Source organism: Paenibacillus sp. YYML68 (assembly GCF_027923405.1).
In the GTDB taxonomy this organism is placed as follows: Bacteria; Bacillota; Bacilli; order Paenibacillales; family NBRC-103111; genus Paenibacillus_G.
The window spans coordinates 2971508-2991034 of sequence record NZ_BQYI01000001.1 but is presented as its reverse complement, the minus strand read 5'-3'; the positions used below and the strand labels follow the sequence as shown (position 1 = coordinate 2991034).

At 55.4% G+C, this 19527-nt stretch carries 17 protein-coding genes; 12 read left to right on the top strand and 5 right to left on the bottom strand.

All coding sequences use genetic code 11. The features are described from left to right. Positions 1-38: 38 nt before the first annotated feature. Genes PAE68_RS13540 through PAE68_RS13530 form a run of 3 tightly spaced genes read right to left on the bottom strand, consistent with a single transcriptional unit; the run spans position 39 to position 3607 of the window. A complete protein-coding gene (locus PAE68_RS13540) occupies positions 39-1157 on the bottom strand; it encodes a Ger(x)C family spore germination protein (protein WP_281887674.1) in 1119 nt (372 codons plus the stop codon). After that, positions 1154-2242 (bottom strand): hypothetical protein, encoded by a 1089-nt coding sequence (locus tag PAE68_RS13535; RefSeq protein WP_281887673.1) that lies wholly within the window; start codon positions 2240-2242, stop codon positions 1154-1156. Before PAE68_RS13535 ends, PAE68_RS13540 begins: the two co-directional genes overlap by 4 nt. Before the next feature lie 21 nt (positions 2243-2263). Then, positions 2264-3607: a spore germination protein gene (locus tag PAE68_RS13530; RefSeq protein ID WP_281887672.1), complete on the bottom strand. Its 1344-nt coding sequence runs from the start codon at positions 3605-3607 to the stop codon at positions 2264-2266. A gap of 215 nt (positions 3608-3822) precedes the next feature. Here PAE68_RS13530 and PAE68_RS13525 point away from each other — a divergent pair, with 215 nt between their 5' ends. The 5 genes from PAE68_RS13525 to PAE68_RS13505 all read left to right on the top strand — a co-directional run bounded on the left by PAE68_RS13525 (position 3823) and on the right by PAE68_RS13505 (position 7838). Beyond that, positions 3823-4440 (top strand): ribonuclease HII, encoded by a 618-nt coding sequence (locus PAE68_RS13525; RefSeq protein ID WP_281887671.1) that lies wholly within the window; start codon positions 3823-3825, stop codon positions 4438-4440. A gap of 162 nt (positions 4441-4602) precedes the next feature. After that, positions 4603-6717, top strand: a complete 2115-nt coding sequence (locus PAE68_RS13520) for a hypothetical protein (protein ID WP_281887670.1) — start codon at positions 4603-4605, stop codon at positions 6715-6717. Further along, positions 6714-7022: an EscU/YscU/HrcU family type III secretion system export apparatus switch protein gene (locus tag PAE68_RS13515; protein WP_281887669.1), complete on the top strand. Its 309-nt coding sequence runs from the start codon at positions 6714-6716 to the stop codon at positions 7020-7022. Before PAE68_RS13520 ends, PAE68_RS13515 begins: the two co-directional genes overlap by 4 nt. Next, on the top strand, positions 7019-7393 hold the full coding sequence (locus PAE68_RS13510) for a YraN family protein (RefSeq protein ID WP_281887667.1): 375 nt from the start codon (positions 7019-7021) through the stop codon (positions 7391-7393). Before PAE68_RS13515 ends, PAE68_RS13510 begins: the two co-directional genes overlap by 4 nt. A gap of 61 nt (positions 7394-7454) precedes the next feature. Further along, positions 7455-7838, top strand: a complete 384-nt coding sequence (locus tag PAE68_RS13505) for a VOC family protein (protein ID WP_281887665.1) — start codon at positions 7455-7457, stop codon at positions 7836-7838. Between the two features lie 20 nt (positions 7839-7858). Here the strand turns inward: PAE68_RS13505 and PAE68_RS13500 are convergent, their stop codons facing one another. Together PAE68_RS13500 and PAE68_RS13495 are read right to left on the bottom strand one after the other, a co-directional pair. Next, positions 7859-9481: a YifB family Mg chelatase-like AAA ATPase gene (locus PAE68_RS13500; RefSeq protein WP_281887664.1), complete on the bottom strand. Its 1623-nt coding sequence runs from the start codon at positions 9479-9481 to the stop codon at positions 7859-7861. Positions 9482-9692: 211 nt separating this feature from the next. Then, on the bottom strand, positions 9693-10223 hold the full coding sequence (locus PAE68_RS13495) for a 5' nucleotidase, NT5C type (RefSeq protein WP_281887662.1): 531 nt from the start codon (positions 10221-10223) through the stop codon (positions 9693-9695). A 235-nt stretch (positions 10224-10458) separates the two neighbouring features. Here PAE68_RS13495 and sucC point away from each other — a divergent pair, with 235 nt between their 5' ends. The 7 genes from sucC (at position 10459) to hslU (ending at position 19522) form a co-directional block, all read left to right on the top strand. Further along, positions 10459-11619, top strand: a complete 1161-nt coding sequence (sucC, locus tag PAE68_RS13490; protein ID WP_281887661.1) for an ADP-forming succinate--CoA ligase subunit beta — start codon at positions 10459-10461, stop codon at positions 11617-11619. 71 nt (positions 11620-11690) lie between these two features. Next, complete coding sequence (sucD, locus tag PAE68_RS13485) at positions 11691-12623, top strand: succinate--CoA ligase subunit alpha (protein ID WP_281887659.1); 933 nt, start codon at positions 11691-11693, stop codon at positions 12621-12623. Between the two features lie 153 nt (positions 12624-12776). Beyond that, positions 12777-13889 (top strand): DNA-processing protein DprA, encoded by a 1113-nt coding sequence (gene dprA, locus PAE68_RS13480; RefSeq protein WP_281887658.1) that lies wholly within the window; start codon positions 12777-12779, stop codon positions 13887-13889. 42 nt (positions 13890-13931) lie between these two features. Next, complete coding sequence (gene topA / locus PAE68_RS13475; protein ID WP_281887656.1) at positions 13932-16040, top strand: type I DNA topoisomerase; 2109 nt, start codon at positions 13932-13934, stop codon at positions 16038-16040. Positions 16041-16101: 61 nt separating this feature from the next. Beyond that, positions 16102-17430 carry an FADH(2)-oxidizing methylenetetrahydrofolate--tRNA-(uracil(54)-C(5))-methyltransferase TrmFO gene (gene trmFO, locus PAE68_RS13470; RefSeq protein WP_281887655.1) on the top strand — a complete coding sequence of 443 codons (1329 nt, stop codon included), beginning with the start codon at positions 16102-16104 and terminating at the stop codon, positions 17428-17430. Positions 17431-17555: 125 nt separating this feature from the next. Next, entirely contained in the window at positions 17556-18098 is a 543-nt protein-coding gene (gene hslV, locus PAE68_RS13465; protein WP_281887654.1) for an ATP-dependent protease subunit HslV, read from the top strand. A gap of 17 nt (positions 18099-18115) precedes the next feature. Further along, positions 18116-19522 (top strand): ATP-dependent protease ATPase subunit HslU, encoded by a 1407-nt coding sequence (gene hslU, locus PAE68_RS13460; RefSeq protein ID WP_281887651.1) that lies wholly within the window; start codon positions 18116-18118, stop codon positions 19520-19522. Positions 19523-19527 lie beyond the last annotated feature (5 nt).

The following is a 19527-nucleotide window of genomic DNA, read 5'->3' as shown; positions in this document are numbered from 1 at the left end:
ATGGCATAGTAGCTCAAGCAGTCTATGGTGCAGATGGACTAATCGGACGTAGAAAGAACACCCGTGCTTTGAATCACATAGTCTACCTTCACCTCGAACCTCGCCTCCGGGTACAACTGCTGCCACTGCTCCCAGTCGTCCTCGCTGAAGCTTCGCGCACGGTATCTTAGGCCTAGACCGATAGGGTCCAGCTTCTCCTTCTGTAGCAGCTTCAGCAGTCCGAGCGCTTCCTTGTGAACAGTAGCTTCTACAGCTTGCTTATATGCGCTTAGCTGTTCGATTCGGATCGGTGCATGCGTCTCCTCTATCGTTCCTTCCAGCTCAAGCTTCACTTCAATCGTGAGTCGCCTGTCTTTCTCTTCGTTAAAGCGGTACGATGCCTTTGATTCATCCGTATCGAGGTAGAAAGTATCACCATCCAGCTCGGCCTGAATGATGCTGCGCTCCATCCGGTTCGCCATAATGTGATAGTACTTCACCTGCTCAGGCGATAGTGACAGTCTCTGCTTCTTCTTGTCAAAAACAGCCGCTTTGTTCACTTCAATAAGCTCAGGGTCTTTGATTACCTCCAAGATCGGCAATATCGGGTCTAGCCCTCTCTCTTCAAGCCGTCTGCGGAAATCGAACATATATTCGGATGCGATATAGGCGCTTTCTGTTCCGGTGGACCCGAAGGTGAGGAAGACAGCGTTCGATGGAATTCGTTCCGACTTCGGCTTCAGCTCCAGAACGGCAGCCGCATCCGGCTTGCCGACACCGACCCACGCAATCTTCTGCACATCCCTGCGGCGGATGAACCAATCCACCCATTCGTCTACATTTGATTTCACAAGCTCTTCTCCCAAAATAATCGCTTTCGCGTGGCTGAAATCGAGCTCCTTATCAATCTTGGACTTGATGACACGCATAGCCTCGGAGATCGAGCGACCTTCCTCCTTGACGAGGATGAAGGCTTCTTGGCCAACCTTGACTTGTCCGGAAGGAATAGCGAGCTTGACGATGACATGGATTGGTTTGTCTTCATTGTCTACCTTATCGACTCCGATCGACACGGCGAATAACCGCTTGTCAATATCCTTGTATCCGCAGCCGGACAGCATTCCGAATAGCATGAGTAAGCTGAGCACGGCGATTATGATTTGAGTTCGGCTTGTCACGCTTTCTTCCTCCTCATAGCCAAGTATAGCACGACGCCTACGAGAATAAATTCGGCACCTAGTCGTATTTGCATCCACACCTCGGCAATATCAAAGATGTAATACGCACGCACGGACTTCTCAGTGAAATAAGCGGCTACCGTGAGCAGCGCGAGTGTAACGACAGTCAGCCGCCTGTGCTGCAAGCTCTTGGGATCTTGGGTACGAAAGACGGCATAGAGCAACTGCAGCATGACGTGCCAATGAATGAGTATGCTGATCGTCGACACCCCGATGTACAGTAGCAGGAATATGGAGGTGAGTCGTTCGATCGGACCGTATTCAATGCGAAGCGAGTCCGCGGTTATAACCCATGGGTACGTATAATCGGTGACGCCGTCCGCGCCGTGCAGTCCGACCGGAATACAGAATGACGTCAATAAATTGACAATGCCGAGCACGGGGGCGAACCACAGCCATTTCATCGGGATCGGCTTCGAATTCAACCGGTTAAATATGATGAGATTCGTATAGCCGGTGAACATATAGCTCGAGGCGGCGATCGCTTGGTACGAGGGGAGGTGCTGAATATGGGTGGCGACCTCCATAATTGCAGGCCATTGCAAGTTCTCATTGCGAAGCGCCTGGAAAAAAATAATAAAGATCAACGGCATGCTGAACACGAGAACGACCTCGACAAACGAGATGACGTGCTCGGAACGATGAATGAAGAGGATGATCGAGATGAACAGCGTAAGAGTGACGATCATGCTCGTGCCGGGTGTTTCGACGTTGATAAAGCGAATCGTAATGTCGGTAATCGAAATCATTGTGATCAGACCGGCCGAAAACCACATGAGAGCCATGAACAGCAGCAGTGGTATGCGGTACCATGCGGATGTATGCTGCATCATTTCCGGCAACCCTTGACCAGGGAATTGGTTCATCGACCAGACGAACAGTAGGACGAGCGCCGTCCCGACGATAATTCCGCCTGGGATTGCTAGAAAGCCTCCAGTGAATCGTTCCTGCAGCAGGATGGACGGAACGAATACGATGACTTGAACAAGGACGTTGACAAAAAACAAGTTAATAAATACACGCAATTCGGTCACTCCTTCGTTGCATTAAGCGGAGCGCTTGTGCTTGTAGGTGTCCTTGATGTAGAGCTTAAAGTACGGCTGACCGAAGCTCTCGAGCTGAATCAGATAGGCAACGATGCCAAGCAATCCGAAAATAAGGCCGATCATGCCGAACATGATCGTGAGCGTCAATATGACATACTTAATGACGCGGATCGAGAAGCTCATCGTATTGATCGGAATGACGAAGTTCGATATCGCGACGACCGATACGATAATAATCATAATATTGGATACGAGTCCGGCCTCTGTAGCGGCTTGACCGAGTATTAGACCGCCTACCGTTGTAGCCGTGGAGCCGATCGTCTTCGGCAGACGTATACTCGCTTCGGTCAGCAGCTCCATCATGACGAGCATGAAGAGCACTTCAATGAAGGCTGGATAAGGCACGCTGACCCGACTTCCGGCAATGGAGAGGGCGAGCTGTACCCGGAATATTTCCGGGTTGAAGGCGGTCACGCCCACATACAAGGCAGGCAACGAGACGCTGATGAACAAGCCGAAGTACCGAAGGGCGACGAGAAAGCGGCTGACCCAGTACGATTGATACGTATCCTCCATGGACGAGATGAAGTCGTAGAACACCACAGGCAAAATGGCACCGAACGGAAAGCCTTCGCCGAGCAGGACGATTTTTCCCTGAGCTACACTATGCACGGCTCTGTCCGGGCGCTCGGTCAACAGCATTTTGGGAAAGAGGCTGTACTTTTGGCAGTTCATGGCACTCTGCAGCTGTCCGATGCCTTGGACTACGTCGACATTGACGGAGGTGATCGCCTGCCGTACCTTGTCGAGCAGCTTCGGGTCTGTCATCCTACGATCGTATGCAATTACGATGGGGGTCTGAGATAGCTTGCCTACCTTGAACGACTCCACCTGTAAGGTCGGCTGTGGGTAATGCGTGCGTAATATACCGATGTTAAGCGGCAGCGACTCGCTGAAGCCTGTCTGCGGACCTTGGATGACCTTCTCAATGGCAGCCTCGAGAGGCTTGGCTTCCCAATGCTTTCGTACATCAATCAGATATATAGTATCGAATGCGATCGCAGCAAACCCCTCTAAAAGCTTACGGGTCACAATCTCTGCGTTCATATCAGCGACAGGCAGTGCAATGGATTGCAGGTACGTACGGTAGGTGCCCTGCTGCTGCATCTTGTAGAAAGGTTCCAGAAGTCGATCCTGAATCAGCTTCTCATCTACGACGGTATCCAGATACATAAGCTGGTACGTCGTTCCGAAGCCTTGTATGTGCTGGCGCATTAGATCTGAGGTTGCCCCCAGACTTTGATGGACGGCGTTCATGACTGTGTGTGCCCCTGTATCGTTCATCGGGAGTCACCTCTTCCAATGTCGTTTCTTAATCAGTCTAGGGATTAGTATGTGCTGGGTGGCAGCCACAATATGCGAGCATATGCAAATGATGGATAAGGTGATCAATGCAGATGGGATAGTCACTTCAAGGTGCTGTACGTTATAATGAAAAATACATTGTTGCGAACGGCAAGAATGCCGAGAAGCGAGAATTACGGATAGGAGTGAATACTGTGGAAGCTGGTCTTCACCACGAACAGGAGCAGTGGGCGCTCGGTAAACGGCTCATCGCCGGAGTCGATGAGGTCGGTCGCGGCTGCCTGCTTGGAGATGTCGTCGCGGCTGCAGTCATATTGCCTCAAGGAATGATACTCGAGGGCGTGAATGATTCGAAGAAGCTGTCCGAGAGGAAGCGCGAATCGCTCTATGAGCTGATTCAGCAGGAAGCGGTCGCGATCGGAATCGGCGTTATCGATGTGGCTACGATTGAGCGCGTCAATATTAAGCAAGCGGCGAGATTGGCAATGAAGGCGGCCGTGGAGCAGCTACAGCCGGTACCGGACATGCTGCTTGTCGATGCGGAGAAGGTGGATGTGCCCTATGAGCAGCTGGCGATCATTCATGGGGACGCGGTGAGCCAGTCGATTGCAGCAGCCTCGATCATCGCGAAGGTGACCAGAGACCGGATGTGCAGGCAATGGGACAGCGAGTATCCGGAATACGGGATTGCGATACATAAAGGGTATGCAACGAAGGCGCACCGGGAACGCATTATGGAGTTCGGGCCGTGTCCGCTGCATCGGCGCACGTTCCTGCGCAATATTGAAGCGCAGCAGCAGGTGCTGTTCTGATCGAGTGTTCTGATCGTGTCCAAAGTGTCCGTGGTGGCTATTAGCACTGTGTAAGTTGGTGTCATAGGAGCAGGGTGAATGGCCGATATATAAGGTATAGACGACGATGGTCTTTGGTTTCGCCAAAGAGAGTCATATGGATCGAAGAGAGGAGGAAGAAGGATGAACATATCGGGGATGCTGCGTGGCTTCATGGGAGATACGCACCTGCAGGAGCCGAAGTCACTGGAGCTGAAGGTCGGTCAAGTGGTGAAGGGTGTCGTGCTGCAGCAGTTTTCGGAGAAGGATGCGCTATTGAATATCGGAGGAACGCATGTTCGCGCGCAGCTGGAGACTCCGCTTAAGCAAGGGGAGGTGACGATGCTTCAGGTGCAGCCGGAATCTGCAGGCGGTCAAATCGTGCTGAAGCCTCTGTTTTCGTCTTCGGCGCGAATATCTGATTCCTCGATAGCTGATGTGTTGAAGACGATGGGGCTTGACGATACAGTAGAGCATCGGCAGCTGCTGCAGCTGCTTCAGCAATCTCGTGTGCCGCTGACGAAGGAGAACGTACAAGCCTTTGCCACGCTTCAAGCCCAGATGCCGCCTAACGCGAAAGCGGAGGAATGGGTGCCTGCTGCGGCGATTGCGTTGCAAAAAGGTCTGCCGTTAACGGTAGAGACGGTGCAAGGCTTGCGGCAGGCGATCCAAGGGCAACCGATGCATGAGACGCTGGACCAGCTGGCAGCAGCTGTGGAGCGGGAGCTAACGTCAGGTAAGCCGCTTGGCGCAGAAGCTCGGCAGCTGCTCGAATCGGTGAAGTCGCTGCTCCAGCAGGTGAAGGCGGCAGGTGGTGAGCTGGCGGGGACAACGCAGCAGGGCGCGAGCGCAGCGCAGCAGGGCGCGGGCGCAGCGCAGCAGGGTGCAGGCGCAGCGCAGCAGGGCGCAGGCGCAGCGCAGGGCGCGGGCGCAGCGCAGCAGGGCGCGAGCGCAGCGCAGCAAGGCGCGGGCGCAGCGCAGCAAGGCGCAGGCGCAGCGCAGCAAGGCGCAGGCGCAGCGCAGCAGGGCGCGGGCGCAGCGCAGCAGGGCGCGGGCGCAGCGCAGCCGGGCGCAGCGCAGCAAGGCGCGGGCGCAGCGCAGCAGGGCGCGGGCGCAGCGCAGCCGGGCGCGGGCGCAGCGCAGCAAGGCGCGGGCGCAGCGCAGGGCGCGAGCGCAGCGCAGCAGGGCGCAGGCGCAGCGCAGCAGAGCGCGAGCGCAGCGCAGCAAGGCGCGGGCGCAGCGCAGCAGGGCGCGGGCGCAGCGCAGGGCGCGAGCGCAGCGCAGCAGGGCGCAGGCGCAGCGCAGCAGAGCGCGAGCGCAGCGCAGCAAGGCGCGGGCGCAGCGCAGGGCGCGAGCGCAGCGCAGCAGGGCGCAGGCGCAGCGCAGCCAGGCGCGGGCGCAGCGCAGCAGGGCGCGGGCGCAGCGCAGCCAGGCGCAGGCGCAGCGCAGCAGGACGCGAGCGCAGCGCAGCAGGGCGCGGGCGCAGCGCAGCAGGGCGCAGCGCAGCAAGGCGCGGGCGCAGCGCAGCAGGGCGCAGCGCAGCAAGGCGCGGGCGCAGCGCAGCCTGATGGCGCCGAACTGCTCGGGCGCCTGATGAAGGCGCTCGGCGTTGAGCATGAGCAGCAGGCGCTTAAGCTGCTGGGCGGCGAGTCCGGCGCCACGGCTGATGCATCTGCGAAGTCGACGGAATCGCTTAAGAGTGTCCTCATGCAGCTCGCACAGTCGCCGGAGGCGTCGAGTGAGCTGAAGCAGGCGGCGCAGCAGGCGGTGCAGCATATTACCGGGCAGCAGCTGCTGCTCAGCCATGACAAGTCCGCGATGTTCTCCCATCTCACCTTGTTCGTGCCCATTCATCAGGGGGACGGATCGCAGACCGCAGCGATCCACATTCAATCGCGCAAGGGCGGTAAAGGCAGACTTGATTCCAGCAACTGTCGACTGCTGTTTGACCTGAAGATGAAGGCGCTCGGCGATACGCTTGTCGATGTGCACGTAGTCAACCGGATCGTCAGCCTGAACATCCACAATAATGAGCCATTCACGCAGCAGCTGCTCGACTCTCATCGGGAAGACATTGAGTCAGGGCTAGCGTCAATTGGCTACCAATTTATTTCCATGAAGGTGAGTCCATATCCAGAGAAGCTGAGTGAGCTGAACGAAGGTGGCGGTGGAAGCAAGGGGGATGCTGGAGCGAAGGCGGCTTCCATCTCATCCGTCTATGGGCAAAAGCCATACAAAGGAGTCGATATTCGGGTATGAGCCGTGAACAAGAGCAGCAGTCATCACTCTCGAAGAAAAAAGCGGTCGCGCTCCAATATTCCCCAAGCAGCTCAGCCGCCCCGAAGGTCGTAGCGAAGGGCAAGGGGCGCATAGCCGAATCGATTCTAGAGAAAGCGAAGGAGAGCGGCGTTCCGATTCAAGAGGACCCGTCACTCGTTGAAGTGCTCTCCAAGCTGGATATTGATCAAGAAATACCGCCAGAGCTGTACAGACTTGTCGCTGAGGTACTCTCCTACATTTACAGGTCCGATGCTAGGGCGAAGGAATGGGGGCAGGGCGGATGAACGAGCATTTGGCCGGGCGCAAGCAGCGTGGCGCACGAGGCGAGGCGGCTGCCTTACAGCATATCCAGAAGCAAGGATTCCGTGTGCTCGCTCACAATTGGCGCTGCCGATCCGGCGAGCTCGACATTGTAGCGGAGGATGACGGTGCCTTGGTTATTATTGAGGTAAGAACGCGCAATATGAGCGAGCGCTTCGGAACACCCTTCGAATCTGTCAATGCCCGTAAACAGCTGCAGCTGATTCGTACCGCACAAGTGTTCGTTCATGAGCAGCGCAAGCACGCGATGCAGATGCGCTTCGATGTCATCTCAGTGCGGATCAACGCAGAGGGCGTCGTCCAGCAGCTGGATCATATACGCAGCGCCTTCTAAATGAACAGGAGGCGCTGCGCGTTTTGACCGCACAAGAATCTAGAGACAGGAGTGTCAGCCGATGATTGAATTTGAACGTGTTCATCATATCAGCTTGGCCGTTCGGAATTTGGAGAAAGCGAGAGCCTTCTATTCGGCTGTGCTTGGTTTGGCGGAAATCGACAGGCCGCCGTTTCAGTCCAGGGGCATCTGGTACACGATCGGTCAGCAGCAGCTTCATCTGATCGAGCAGCCCGCTGGAGAGACGCTCAGGCAAGGTTCCATCGATTCGACGGACAGCCATTTCGCCGTGTGGGTGTCGAGCTATAGCGCTGCTATCGCATGGCTGGAGCAGCAGGGTATCCCCTATGAAGCTAGGCCGCATAGTGTAGCAGGCTTCGCACAAATCTACATCCAGGACGTCGACAACCACATTATCGAACTAGATGCACCTTACGGATCTTAACGATCTTCATCTCCCCCCTGTTATCCCCTCTTCCGATCCAAGCTCCGGTACTGCAGCGCTTCGGCTACATGCTGCGCCTGTACCTCGCCCGCTCCATCCAAGTCTGCAATCGTCCTCGACAGCTTCATAATGCGGTCGTACGAGCGAACACTTAGCCCAAGCGTCGTGAAGGAGCGCTCCAGCAGCTTGGCTGCGTTAAGCTCCAGTCGGCAATGCTCACGCAGTGCTCGACCACTCAGCTCACTGTTGAAGGTATATCCGCTTGAGCGGTACCGCTCAAGCTGGATCCCATGAGCCACTTCGACACAGGCGCGCATTTCGGCGGAGGACAGCGGCTTGATCGGAGTATTGAGCTCGTTGTAGGGCACCTTCGGCACCTCGACATGCAGGTCGATGCGGTCGAGCAGTGGTCCTGATACTTTGGACCGATATTGGGCGATCTTCAGCGGAGAGCAGACGCACAGCTCGCTACCGCTCGGGTCGCTTGAGCCGAGATAGCCGCACGGGCAAGGGTTCATCGAGGCTGCAAGCAGGAAGTGAGCCGGGAATCGGTACACGGCCTTCGCCCTTCCGATCGTTACCCATCGGTCCTCGATCGGCTGGCGAAGCACCTCTAGTGCCGCTCTTGAGAATTCGGGCAGCTCATCGAGGAACAGCACGCCCCGATGGGCGAGACTGATCTCGCCCGGCTTCGGCACACCCCCGCCTCCGACGAGGCCTGCGGCCGAGATCGTATGGTGCGGCGCGCGGAACGGCCGCTGGCGTACGAGCTGGCGACGGTCGGCGAACTTACCGGATACACTGTAAATTTTGGTCACATCGAGCGATTCCTGCTCGTTCATAGGCGGCAGTATCGTTGGCAGCCGCTTCGCGAGCATCGTTTTGCCCGTGCCGGGAGGACCGATCAGAATGATGTTGTGCATGCCAGCTGCGCTGATCATCAGTGCTCGCTTCACGTGCAGCTGACCGCTGACGTCCGCGTAATCATCCTGGTGCGGCTGCTCGCCCTCGGTATCGAGGGAGGGGGTACCCTCATCTGCATACTGGCAAGCAACGCTGCCGCGAGCCTTAGACTGAAATGTACAAGCCGATGCCTGCTCCGTGCCGACAACGTAGGTGTGTGCGCGGACAACCGAAGTCGCTTGAATACGGCTCCATCCCATGAGATGCGATTCCGGTCTTACCTCGATTCCGCTAATCCAGCCCGCCTCCTCGGCATTGCCTGCGGGTACGATGACTTGACGGATGCCGTGCTTCAGCGCCGCCTCCAGCATCGACAGCACACCTGGCACCGGACGCACCGAGCCGTCCAGTGACAGCTCTCCGATAATCAGTGTATTCTCCACCGATTGCTTGTCGATCTGTCCGCTCGTGGCGAGTATGCCGAGGGCGATTGCGAGATCGAACGCAGCTCCTTCCTTGCGAATATCAGCCGGCGCCAAATTAACGGTGATGCGCTGGAGCGGGAACGTGAAGCCGCAGTTTTTGATCGCGGCGCGGACGCGCTCGATTGATTCCTTCACGGCACTGTCAGGAAGACCGACGATATTCATCTGTGGGAGCCCATTGCTCAAGTCCACCTCGACCTCGATCAATCTGCCGTCAACACCGTGCAGGCACGCGCTGGTCACTTTGCCATACATAACAAAAAAACACCTCTCCCATGAAATAATCATGGCACGAGGTGCTTCCCCAGTCGCCTAACGTGATACCTGTTATTACACAACATTGTACTGTGATCGGGACTTACGCGCAACTGAAGCTTAGGAAAGGTCCGTTCGTCAGAGGGGAGAAGGTATTCTGGAGCCTATGGAGCTGCTCCGAGGGGGCGCTGCTTCGTCCTGTACGTACCACTTACTTCATACTGGAAAAATACGCCTTTACCTCGCTCCAATCCTTGACCCGAATATATCGTGTCTCCTCCGCATTGTGAGGCGCATCGAACAGCAGTCCAGTGCCGCGGAACCGCTCGAAGTGGCGCGGGTTGTCGTCGATCAAATAGTCGGCATGCACGATGCCCTTGTCGCCGCAGAAGACGAAGTTCATATCGTCGAGGAATGGGAAGTGTTCCTTCAGCCATTCGTATTTCTCATGGAACGAAGACGGAACCTCCATCGCCGCTGTCGCGATGAACACCTCGAATCTCTCGTTCAGCTCAGCTATAACCTCCTGACACCCCGGCATGACCTCGAGCTTGCGGAAAAATTGCGGCTGGTCAAGAATCGCGCGCGCCTCCCCGGCATGCTCGGGCCGCAGCCATCGCAGCTTCGTGCCCAACATGTCGTCTCGTGTCAGCGCCGCACCGAATTTACGGTTATACTCGCTTAGATGCATCGCGAGCGTATCGGCGATAACCTCATCCATATCGATAGCAATTCTCAGCATTTCATTGTCACCCTCCCGAAAACAATTACTTACGCCTTCAATAAAAAAGATATATCGGCAGTTTATCATAAAAGTAAGGAACTCGCCTAAAAAAAGTGTTACAATGAGTAAGGTTTGCCAGTTCGGACATGCTATCCCTTGGTGAACGCATCCAATTATGTTGATCTACTCATTCCGGCAGCGGAACGGGTCGATTCCATAGAGTAAGTCAATACCGATAGGAGGATTTTGCTAAATGAATATCCATGAGTATCAAGGCAAAGCAGTGCTCAAACAGTACGGGGTTGCCGTACCTGAGGGTAAAGTAGCTTTCACGGTTGACGAAGCGGTGGAAGCGGCGAAAGAGCTTGGAACCTCCGTTGTCGTCGTGAAGGCGCAAATTCATGCCGGCGGACGCGGTAAAGCAGGCGGCGTTAAAATCGCGAAGAGCCTGGACGATGTACGTACATACGCTCAAGAAATTCTCGGCAAAACGCTGGTTACTCACCAGACAGGCCCAGAAGGTAAAGAAGTGAAGCGTCTGCTCATCGAGCAGGGCTGCGATATTAAGAAGGAGTACTACATCGGTGTCGTCGTTGACCGCGCTACAGGTCGCGTCGTGATCATGGGCTCCGAAGAGGGCGGCACGGAGATCGAAGAGGTTGCCGAGCATTCCCCAGAGAAAATCTTCAAGGAAGTTGTAGATCCGGCTATCGGTCTGCAGGCGTTCCAGGCACGTCGTCTTGCGTACAACATCAACATCCCTACTGAGCTTGTGAACAAGGCTGCGAAGTTCATCCAGGCGCTGTACACAGCGTTCGTGGAGAAGGACTGCTCGATCGCTGAGATCAACCCGCTCGTAGTGACTGGCGATGGTAACGTTATGGCACTGGATGCGAAGCTGAACTTCGATTCCAACGCACTGTTCCGTCACAAGGACATTCTTGAGCTGCGCGACTTGGACGAGGAAGATGAGAAGGAAATTCAAGCGTCCAAGTTCGACCTGAGCTACATTGCCCTTGACGGCAACATCGGCTGCATGGTTAACGGTGCAGGTCTTGCGATGGCGACGATGGATATTATCAAGTACTTCGGCGGCGAACCCGCTAACTTCCTCGATGTAGGGGGCGGTGCGACAAAGGAGAAGGTTACTGAAGCGTTCAAGATCATCCTTTCCGATGAGAACGTGAAGGGAATCTTCGTTAATATCTTCGGCGGTATCATGAAGTGCGACATCATCGCTGACGGCGTTATTTCGGCTGCTCGCGAGCTTGGTCTTGACCGTCCGCTCGTGGTGCGTCTGGAAGGTACGAACGTAGAGCTTGGCAAGAAGATGCTGAACGAGTCCGGCCTGAACATCGTTGCAGCGGATTCGATGTCTGACGGCGCTCAGAAGATCGTTGCTCTTGTGAAGTAATTGAACGCGGTACGATTGCATTAGACAGGCTTTGCCTTTTTCAAATATATCAGGGGATGTGAACCATAAACATGTCTATTTTGGTAGATAAAAATACGAAGGTTATCACGCAAGGGATCACCGGCGCGACAGGTATGTTCCATACCAAGGGCGGCCTGGAGTACGGCACGCAAATGGTTGGCGGCGTAACGCCGGGTAAGGGCGGCACTAACGTTGATATTACGCTGGAGAATGGCACAACGGTTTCGCTGCCAATCTTCAACACAGTGGTACAAGCGAAGCAAGCGACAGGTGCAACAGCATCCGTTATTTACGTACCACCGGCATTCGCAGCTGACTCCATCATGGAAGCTGTAGATGCTGAGATGGAACTGGTTATCTGCATCACGGAAGGTATTCCGGTACTTGACATGGTGAAGGTTAGCCGTTACATGGAAGGCAAGAAGACTCGTCTGATCGGACCGAACTGCCCAGGCGTTATTACGCCAGGCGAGTGCAAGATCGGTATCATGCCTGGATACATCCACACACCAGGTCATGTTGGCGTCGTATCCCGTAGCGGAACTCTGACGTATGAGGCGGTTCACCAGCTTTCGACACGCGGCATCGGTCAATCGTCCGCTGTTGGTATCGGCGGCGACCCAGTTAAGGGCTCCGAGTTCATCGACATTCTGAAGCTGTTCAATGACGATCCAGAGACGTACGCGGTGATCATGATCGGTGAGATCGGCGGTACGGCTGAGGAAGAAGCAGCAGAGTGGATCGCAGCGAACATGACAAAGCCTGTAGTTGGCTTCATCGGCGGCGCTACAGCGCCTCCGGGCAAGCGTATGGGTCATGCGGGCGCGATCATCTCCGGCGGTAAAGGTACGGCGGCTGAGAAGGTGGCGACCATGGAGCGTTGCGGCATTAAGGTAGCTCCAACACCATCCGACATGGGCTCCACACTCGTTAGCGTGCTTGAAGAGAAGGGTCTTCTCGAGAAGTGCATCACGAAGAAGTAAGATAAGCTTATTAAGCTTATATATAAGGAATGAAGGCAAGCAGCCTCTCCATTTCGTCTTGAGACGAATTGGGGAGGCTGTTTTCGTTATTTCACATGATCTGCGGCTGTTCGGCTGAAAAGTTGTTTCTATTATAAGGAGTGAGATATACTAATGGATAATCGTCACGTATTGTTTGGCTTACACCAGCTTCCTGGTATTGGCTGGAAGACGCTGCGGCTCATAACTGAACGGTTCGAGCAGCTGGATCATATTCGGACGTTGGAGGCTGCCGATTGGCAGCAGCTCGGCTTCACACCTGTTCGCGCTGCCCAGCTACATCAGACGATCGCAGCGCACGAGAACATAAGTGAGAGCTGGCTGGAGCAGCAGCTCGCTCGATACGAGCAGCATGGAATTCAGTGGGTGACGGTTTGGGATGACGATTATCCGTCTATGCTGAAGGAAACGGCCGATCCGCCGTGGCTGCTGTACATGAAGGGTGACAAGTCAAGGCTGCACACGCTGAGCGTTGGTGTTGTCGGCACCCGCACACCTACAGTCTATGGTAAGACGACGGCCGAGAGGCTCTCCGAGGAGCTGGCAGCGTCTGGAATCTGCGTCGTCAGCGGCTTGGCGCGAGGCATTGACAGTCAGGCGCATATTGGTGCTCTGCGCGGCAGGGGAAGCACGATCGCCGTGCTCGGCCACGGCCTTGATCATGTGTATCCAGCTGAGAACAAGCAGCTGTTCCTGCGCATCGCCAGCTCGGGACTTCTGTTGACCGAATATCCGCTAGGGACGAAGCCGGTGGCGGGCCTATTCCCGCAGCGCAACCGTATTATCGCAGGCTTAAGCGAGGGGGTCATGGTGGTGGAGGCGGCTGTTCGCAGCGGCTCGCTCATTACAGCGGAGCTTGCGCTCGACTACTCGCGCGATGTGTTCGCGATTCCCGGGCCCATCAACTCACCGAAGAGCCAAGGTGTGCTGCAGCTCCTGAAAAGTGGAGCCAAGCTTGTAACAAGTGCAAGCGATATTATGGAGGAGTACGCGGGACGATTAGACATGGAGCCATCAACGCACATGCCGTACACGAATGAACCGAACACCGCACTGACGAAGGACGAACGCAGAATCTGCGATTTGCTCGCGAATGGTCCTCTAACGATTGATCAGCTGCTCATGCACACGCAATTTAGCTTTGGACATTTGCATGCAGTTCTGATAAATTTACTAATGATGCGACGAATCGTAGAACTTCCGGGATCTGCCTACACCATAACTTGATTATTATACATACTTTTAATTGTTGAAGGGGGAAGGACACCTATGGCCGATTCGTTAGTCATTGTGGAATCACCCGCCAAAGCGAAAACGATCAGTAAGTACTTGGGCAGTAAATTTATCGTCAAAGCTTCGATGGGACATATACGGGATTTACCGAAAAGCCAGATCGGCGTCGAAGTTAAAAAAAACTTCGAGCCGAAATACATTACGATACGCGGTAAAGGCTCTGTTCTCAAGGAATTGAAGGATGCGAGCAAGAAGGTGAAAAAAGTGTATCTGGCGGCTGACCCTGATCGCGAAGGGGAAGCGATTGCGTGGCACTTGGCCCACTATTTGGAGCTGTCCGATCAAGAAGCATGCCGCGTCGTATTCAACGAAATTACGAAGCAGGCCGTGAAGGACGCCTTCAAGACGCCGCGCAAAATTAATCAGGATCTCGTGAACGCGCAGCAGGCTAGACGTATTCTCGATCGTCTTGTCGGCTACAAGATCAGTCCTCTATTATGGAAGAAAGTGAAGAAGGGCTTGTCTGCAGGGCGCGTTCAGTCTGTTGCGGTCAAGCTCATCTTCGATCGAGAGAACGAGATCAAGGCGTTCGAGCCGGAGGAATATTGGACGATTACGGCGAAGCTCGCAGCCGGGAAGAACGAATTCGAGGCGAAGTTCCATTCCGTAGCGGGTGAGAAGAAGGAGCTTCATAACGAGGCGGACGTGCAGACTGTACTGCGGACTCTTGAGCAAGCTGAGTTCGTTGTGGCCGAGGTCAAGGAGAAGGAGCGTCTGCGCAACCCGTCGCCGCCATTCATTACGAGCTCGATGCAGCAGGAGGCCGCCCGTAAGCTTGGCTTCCGCGCCTCGAAGACGATGTCCGTGGCCCAGCAGCTGTATGAGGGTATTGATCTGGGTAGCGAAGGGACCGTCGGTCTGATTACGTACATGAGAACCGATTCGACGCGCATATCCCCTGTGGCGCAGGAGGAGGCGAAGGCTTACATCGAACAGAAGTACGGAGCGTCTTATTACCCGGAGACGCCGCGGGTATACGTGAAGAAGAACAGCAATGCGCAGGATGCCCACGAAGCGATTCGACCGAGCTCGGTGCTGCGTGAGCCGGACCAGATTAAGGCGCACCTGAGCCGCGATCAGTTCCGCTTATATAAGCTGGTCTGGGAGCGCTTCGTTGCTAGCCAGATGGCATCGGCTGTTCTGGATACGATGACGGTCGATCTGAAGGCTGGCGAGACGGTGTTCCGTGCGGTCGGCTCGAAGGTCAAGTTCCACGGCTTCATGAAGGTATACGTCGAAGGGAACGACGATGCAGTAGATACTGGCGATGAGGATCGTCTGCTGCCGCCGCTTACGCCAGGTGAGCAGGTAGCGAAGAAGCAGGTCGACCCGAAGCAGCATTTTACCCAGCCGCCACCGCGATATACTGAGGCACGTCTTGTGCGGGCGCTCGAGGAGATGGGCATCGGTCGTCCGAGTACGTATGCGCCGACGCTGGAGACGATTCAGAAGCGAGGCTACGTCGCGATTGAGGAGAAGAAGTTCATTCCGACCGAGCTTGGGGAGCTTGTCATCCAGCAGATGATCGAATTTTTCCCGGAAATACTTGATATTGAGTTCACCGCTCATATGGAAGAGGGGCTGGACCATATCGAGGAGGGCAAGGAAGATTGGGTGCAGGTGCTGAGCGAGTTCTACGAATCGTTCGAGAAGCGGCTTGAGGTTGCGGAATCAGAGATGGAGAAGATCGAGATTCAGGATGAGGTGTCAGACGAGATCTGTGAGAAGTGCGGCAAGCACTTTGTCTACAAGATGGGACGCTTCGGCAAGTTTCTCGCCTGCTCCGGATTCCCGGATTGTCGTAACACGAAGCCGATCGTCAAGGATATCGGAGTCGCCTGTAAGTCGTGCGGCGAAGGCAAAATTATTGAGCGGCGCAGCAAGAAGGGGCGTATCTTCTACGGCTGTGACCAGTATCCGAGCTGTGAATTCGTCTCTTGGGATAAGCCGGTCGAGCAATCGTGTCCAAGCTGCTCGAGCATGCTGATTGAGAAGCGGAACAAGTCAGGCGTGTTCATACAGTGTGTGTCCTGCGACTTCAAGGAAGAAGCGAAGGAAGAAAATGAGATCGACGACATGGAATAACTGCGAAGACAGCTGACCGCAAGGTCAGCTGTCCTCTTGCAGAGCAACAGGAGGAGCTATATTGACAGAGCTACAGCGTGTTACCGTTATTGGGGCCGGGCTTGCCGGCAGTGAAGCTGCATGGCAGATCGCTGCACAAGGGGTCCCTGTTGTGTTATATGAGATGCGCCCAGCCGTCAAGACGCCGGCGCACATTACTGAGCAGTTCGCAGAGCTCGTCTGCAGCAACTCGCTGCGGGCGAACGGCCTGACCAATGCGGTCGGCCTGCTGAAGGAAGAGATGCGCATGATGAACTCAGTCATTTTGCGCGCGGCGGACAAGCATGCGGTGCCAGCGGGCGGAGCGCTCGCGGTCGATCGCGATGGCTTCTCCGGCGAGGTGACAAGCCTCTTAAGGAACCACCCGCTGATTGAGGTGCGCAACGAGGAGCTGGAGACGCTTCCGGAAGGAATTACCGTCGTCGCGACAGGTCCACTGACGTCGCCAGCGTTGTCCAAGCATCTGCAGGAGCTGACAGGTGAGGAGTACTTGTACTTCTACGACGCGGCAGCGCCGATCGTCGAGAAGGACTCGATCGATATGGACAAGGTGTACCTGGCGTCCCGCTATGACAAGGGCGAGGCGGCTTACTTGAACTGTCCGATGACCGAGGAGGAGTTCAACGTCTTCTATGAGGCGTTGATCTCGGCAGAGACGGCTCCGATTAAGGAGTTCGAGAAGGAAATCTACTTCGAGGGCTGCATGCCGATCGAGGTGATGGCGAAGCGCGGACGGCAGACGGTGCTGTTCGGCCCAATGAAGCCTGTCGGACTTATTAATCCTCGTACCGGTGAGCTGCCGTATGCGGTCGTCCAGCTGCGTCAGGACAATGCAGCGGGAACGCTGTACAACCTGGTCGGCTTCCAGACGCACCTCAAGTGGGGAGAGCAGAAGCGGGTGCTGTCGCTCATCCCAGGACTTGAGAATGCGGAATTCGTCCGTTACGGTGTGATGCATCGCAATACGTTCATTAACTCTCCTAGCTTGCTGCATCCAACGTATCAGTTCCGCAGACGCGATAATCTGTTCTTCGCCGGGCAGATGACCGGTGTTGAGGGTTACGTTGAATCCGCTGCCTCCGGGCTGCTGGCAGGTCTGAACGCGGCTCGCTATGCGAAGGGTGAGGAGCTGCTCGTGCTGCCGCCGGATACTGCGCTCGGCAGTATGGCGCAATACATCACGACCGCGGACTTCAAGCACTTCCAGCCGATGAATGCGAATTTCGGCCTGTTCCCTCCACTGGAGGAGAAGGTGAAGAACAAGAAGCTGCGCTATGAGAAAATCGCAGAGCGTGCGATTGCGAAAATTCAGAATTTTACCCAAAACGTACACAACTCGACTTGTAAATAAAACTTGTCCTATGTTACGATATAACCGTCTGTCCAGATAATGGCGATTGCAGGGCGGTATTTCATGAAAACTAAGCTTGCTTGCAAAGCTTAGTTTTCGTTTTGAATGGAGGAGGAAATCGATCCATGGATACGTTTCACGCGACCACGATATTTGCGATTCGCCATCAAGGGAAGGGCGCGATCGCAGGTGACGGACAAGTAACGTTCGGCAACAGCATGGTGATGAAGTCTCATGCGAAGAAGGTGCGTCGGTTGTATAGAGGCAACGTCGTCGCCGGCTTCGCGGGCTCAGTTGCAGACGCGATCACGCTGTTCGAGAAGTTCGAGGCGAAGCTGGAGGAGCACCACGGCAACCTGCAGCGGGCAGCGGTGGAGCTGGCCAAGGATTGGCGTTCGGATCGTGTCCTGCGCCGTCTGGAGGCGATGATGATCGTGATGGATCGGACGGGGCTGCTGCTCATCTCAGGGAACGGGGAAATTATTGAGCCGGATGACGGCATACTTGCCATCGGGTCAGGCGGTAACTTCGCGCTTGCTGCGGGCCGTGCGCTGCATCGGTACGCGCCGAGCATGAGCGCCAAGGAGATTGCTGAGGCGGCACTGACGATGGCGGCTGATATTTGTGTATTTACGAACCATAACTTGATCGTTGAGGAAATCGAATAGCTCAGGAGGTGGAGAAATTGCCTGCAAGCGGATTAACGCCGAAGCAAATTGTAGCTGAACTGGATAAATACATCATTGGTCAGCGACAGGCTAAGAAGTCGGTCGCGGTTGCACTCCGCAATCGGTATCGCCGTAGCTTGCTAGACGAATCGATTCGAGATGAGATCGTACCGAAAAATATTCTCATGATCGGTCCTACCGGCGTCGGCAAGACGGAAATCGCTAGGAGGCTGGCTAAGCTCGTTGGCGCTCCGTTCATTAAAGTGGAAGCGACGAAGTTCACCGAGGTCGGCTATGTCGGCCGCGATGTCGAATCGATGGTGCGGGATCTGGTCGAGACGTCGATCCGAATGGTGAAGGCGGAGAAGACCGAGCTTCTGAAGGACAAGGCGGAGCAGATGGTGACCGAGCGGATCGTCTCGATTCTTGTTCCGAGTCCTGCCAAAAACCGCGGTCAACGCAACCCGCTCGAGATGCTGTTCGGTCAAAATGGAGGCGCGAGCGCTCCAAGCGACGCCGAGCCTGAGCAGGATGCGACAGTCATTAGCCGCCGCAAGGAAGTTCGCGAGCAACTGCTGCGTGGGGAGCTGGAGCAGCAGGTGATCGAGATCGAGGTCGAGGACCATACGCCGACGATGCTCGATATGCTGGGCGGCGCGCAAGGGCATGAGCAAGCCGGCATGAACATGCAGGAGCTGTTCGGCAGCCTGATGCCGAAGAAGACGAAGAAGCGCAAGCTGACGATCAAGGAGGCGCGCAAGTCGCTATTGCAGGAGGAAGCGCAGAAGCTGCTTGATATGGATGAGGTGATCCAGGAGGCCGTGAGGCGGGCGGAGCAGAGCGGCATCATTTTCATCGATGAGATCGATAAGATAGCAAGCTCCTCGCGCGGCGGCGGGCCCGACGTATCCCGTGAAGGGGTGCAGCGGGATATTCTGCCGATCGTGGAGGGCTCGACGGTCATGACGAAGTACGGACCCGTTAAGACCGATTACATCTTGTTCATGGCCGCTGGTGCCTTCCATATTGCGAAGCCGTCTGATCTCATTCCCGAGCTGCAGGGGCGATTCCCGATTCGTGTCGAACTCAGCAGCTTGACGCAGGATGACTTCGTACTCATTCTGAAGGAGCCGAAGAATGCACTCACGAAGCAATATACGGCGCTGCTCGAGACAGAAGGCATTCGTGTAGACTTCTCGGAGGAGGCGATTCAGGAAGTCGCCAGAATTGCTGCTGAAGTGAATCAGAATACAGACAACATCGGCGCGCGACGTCTGCATACGATATTGGAAAAGCTGCTCGAGGATCTCTCGTATGAGGCTCCTGAAATTACATTGGAGCAAATTGTGATTTCTCCGGAATATGTAAGAGAGAAGCTGACGGACATTGTGAAAAATCGGGATCTGAGTCAGTACATCCTGTAATCGGT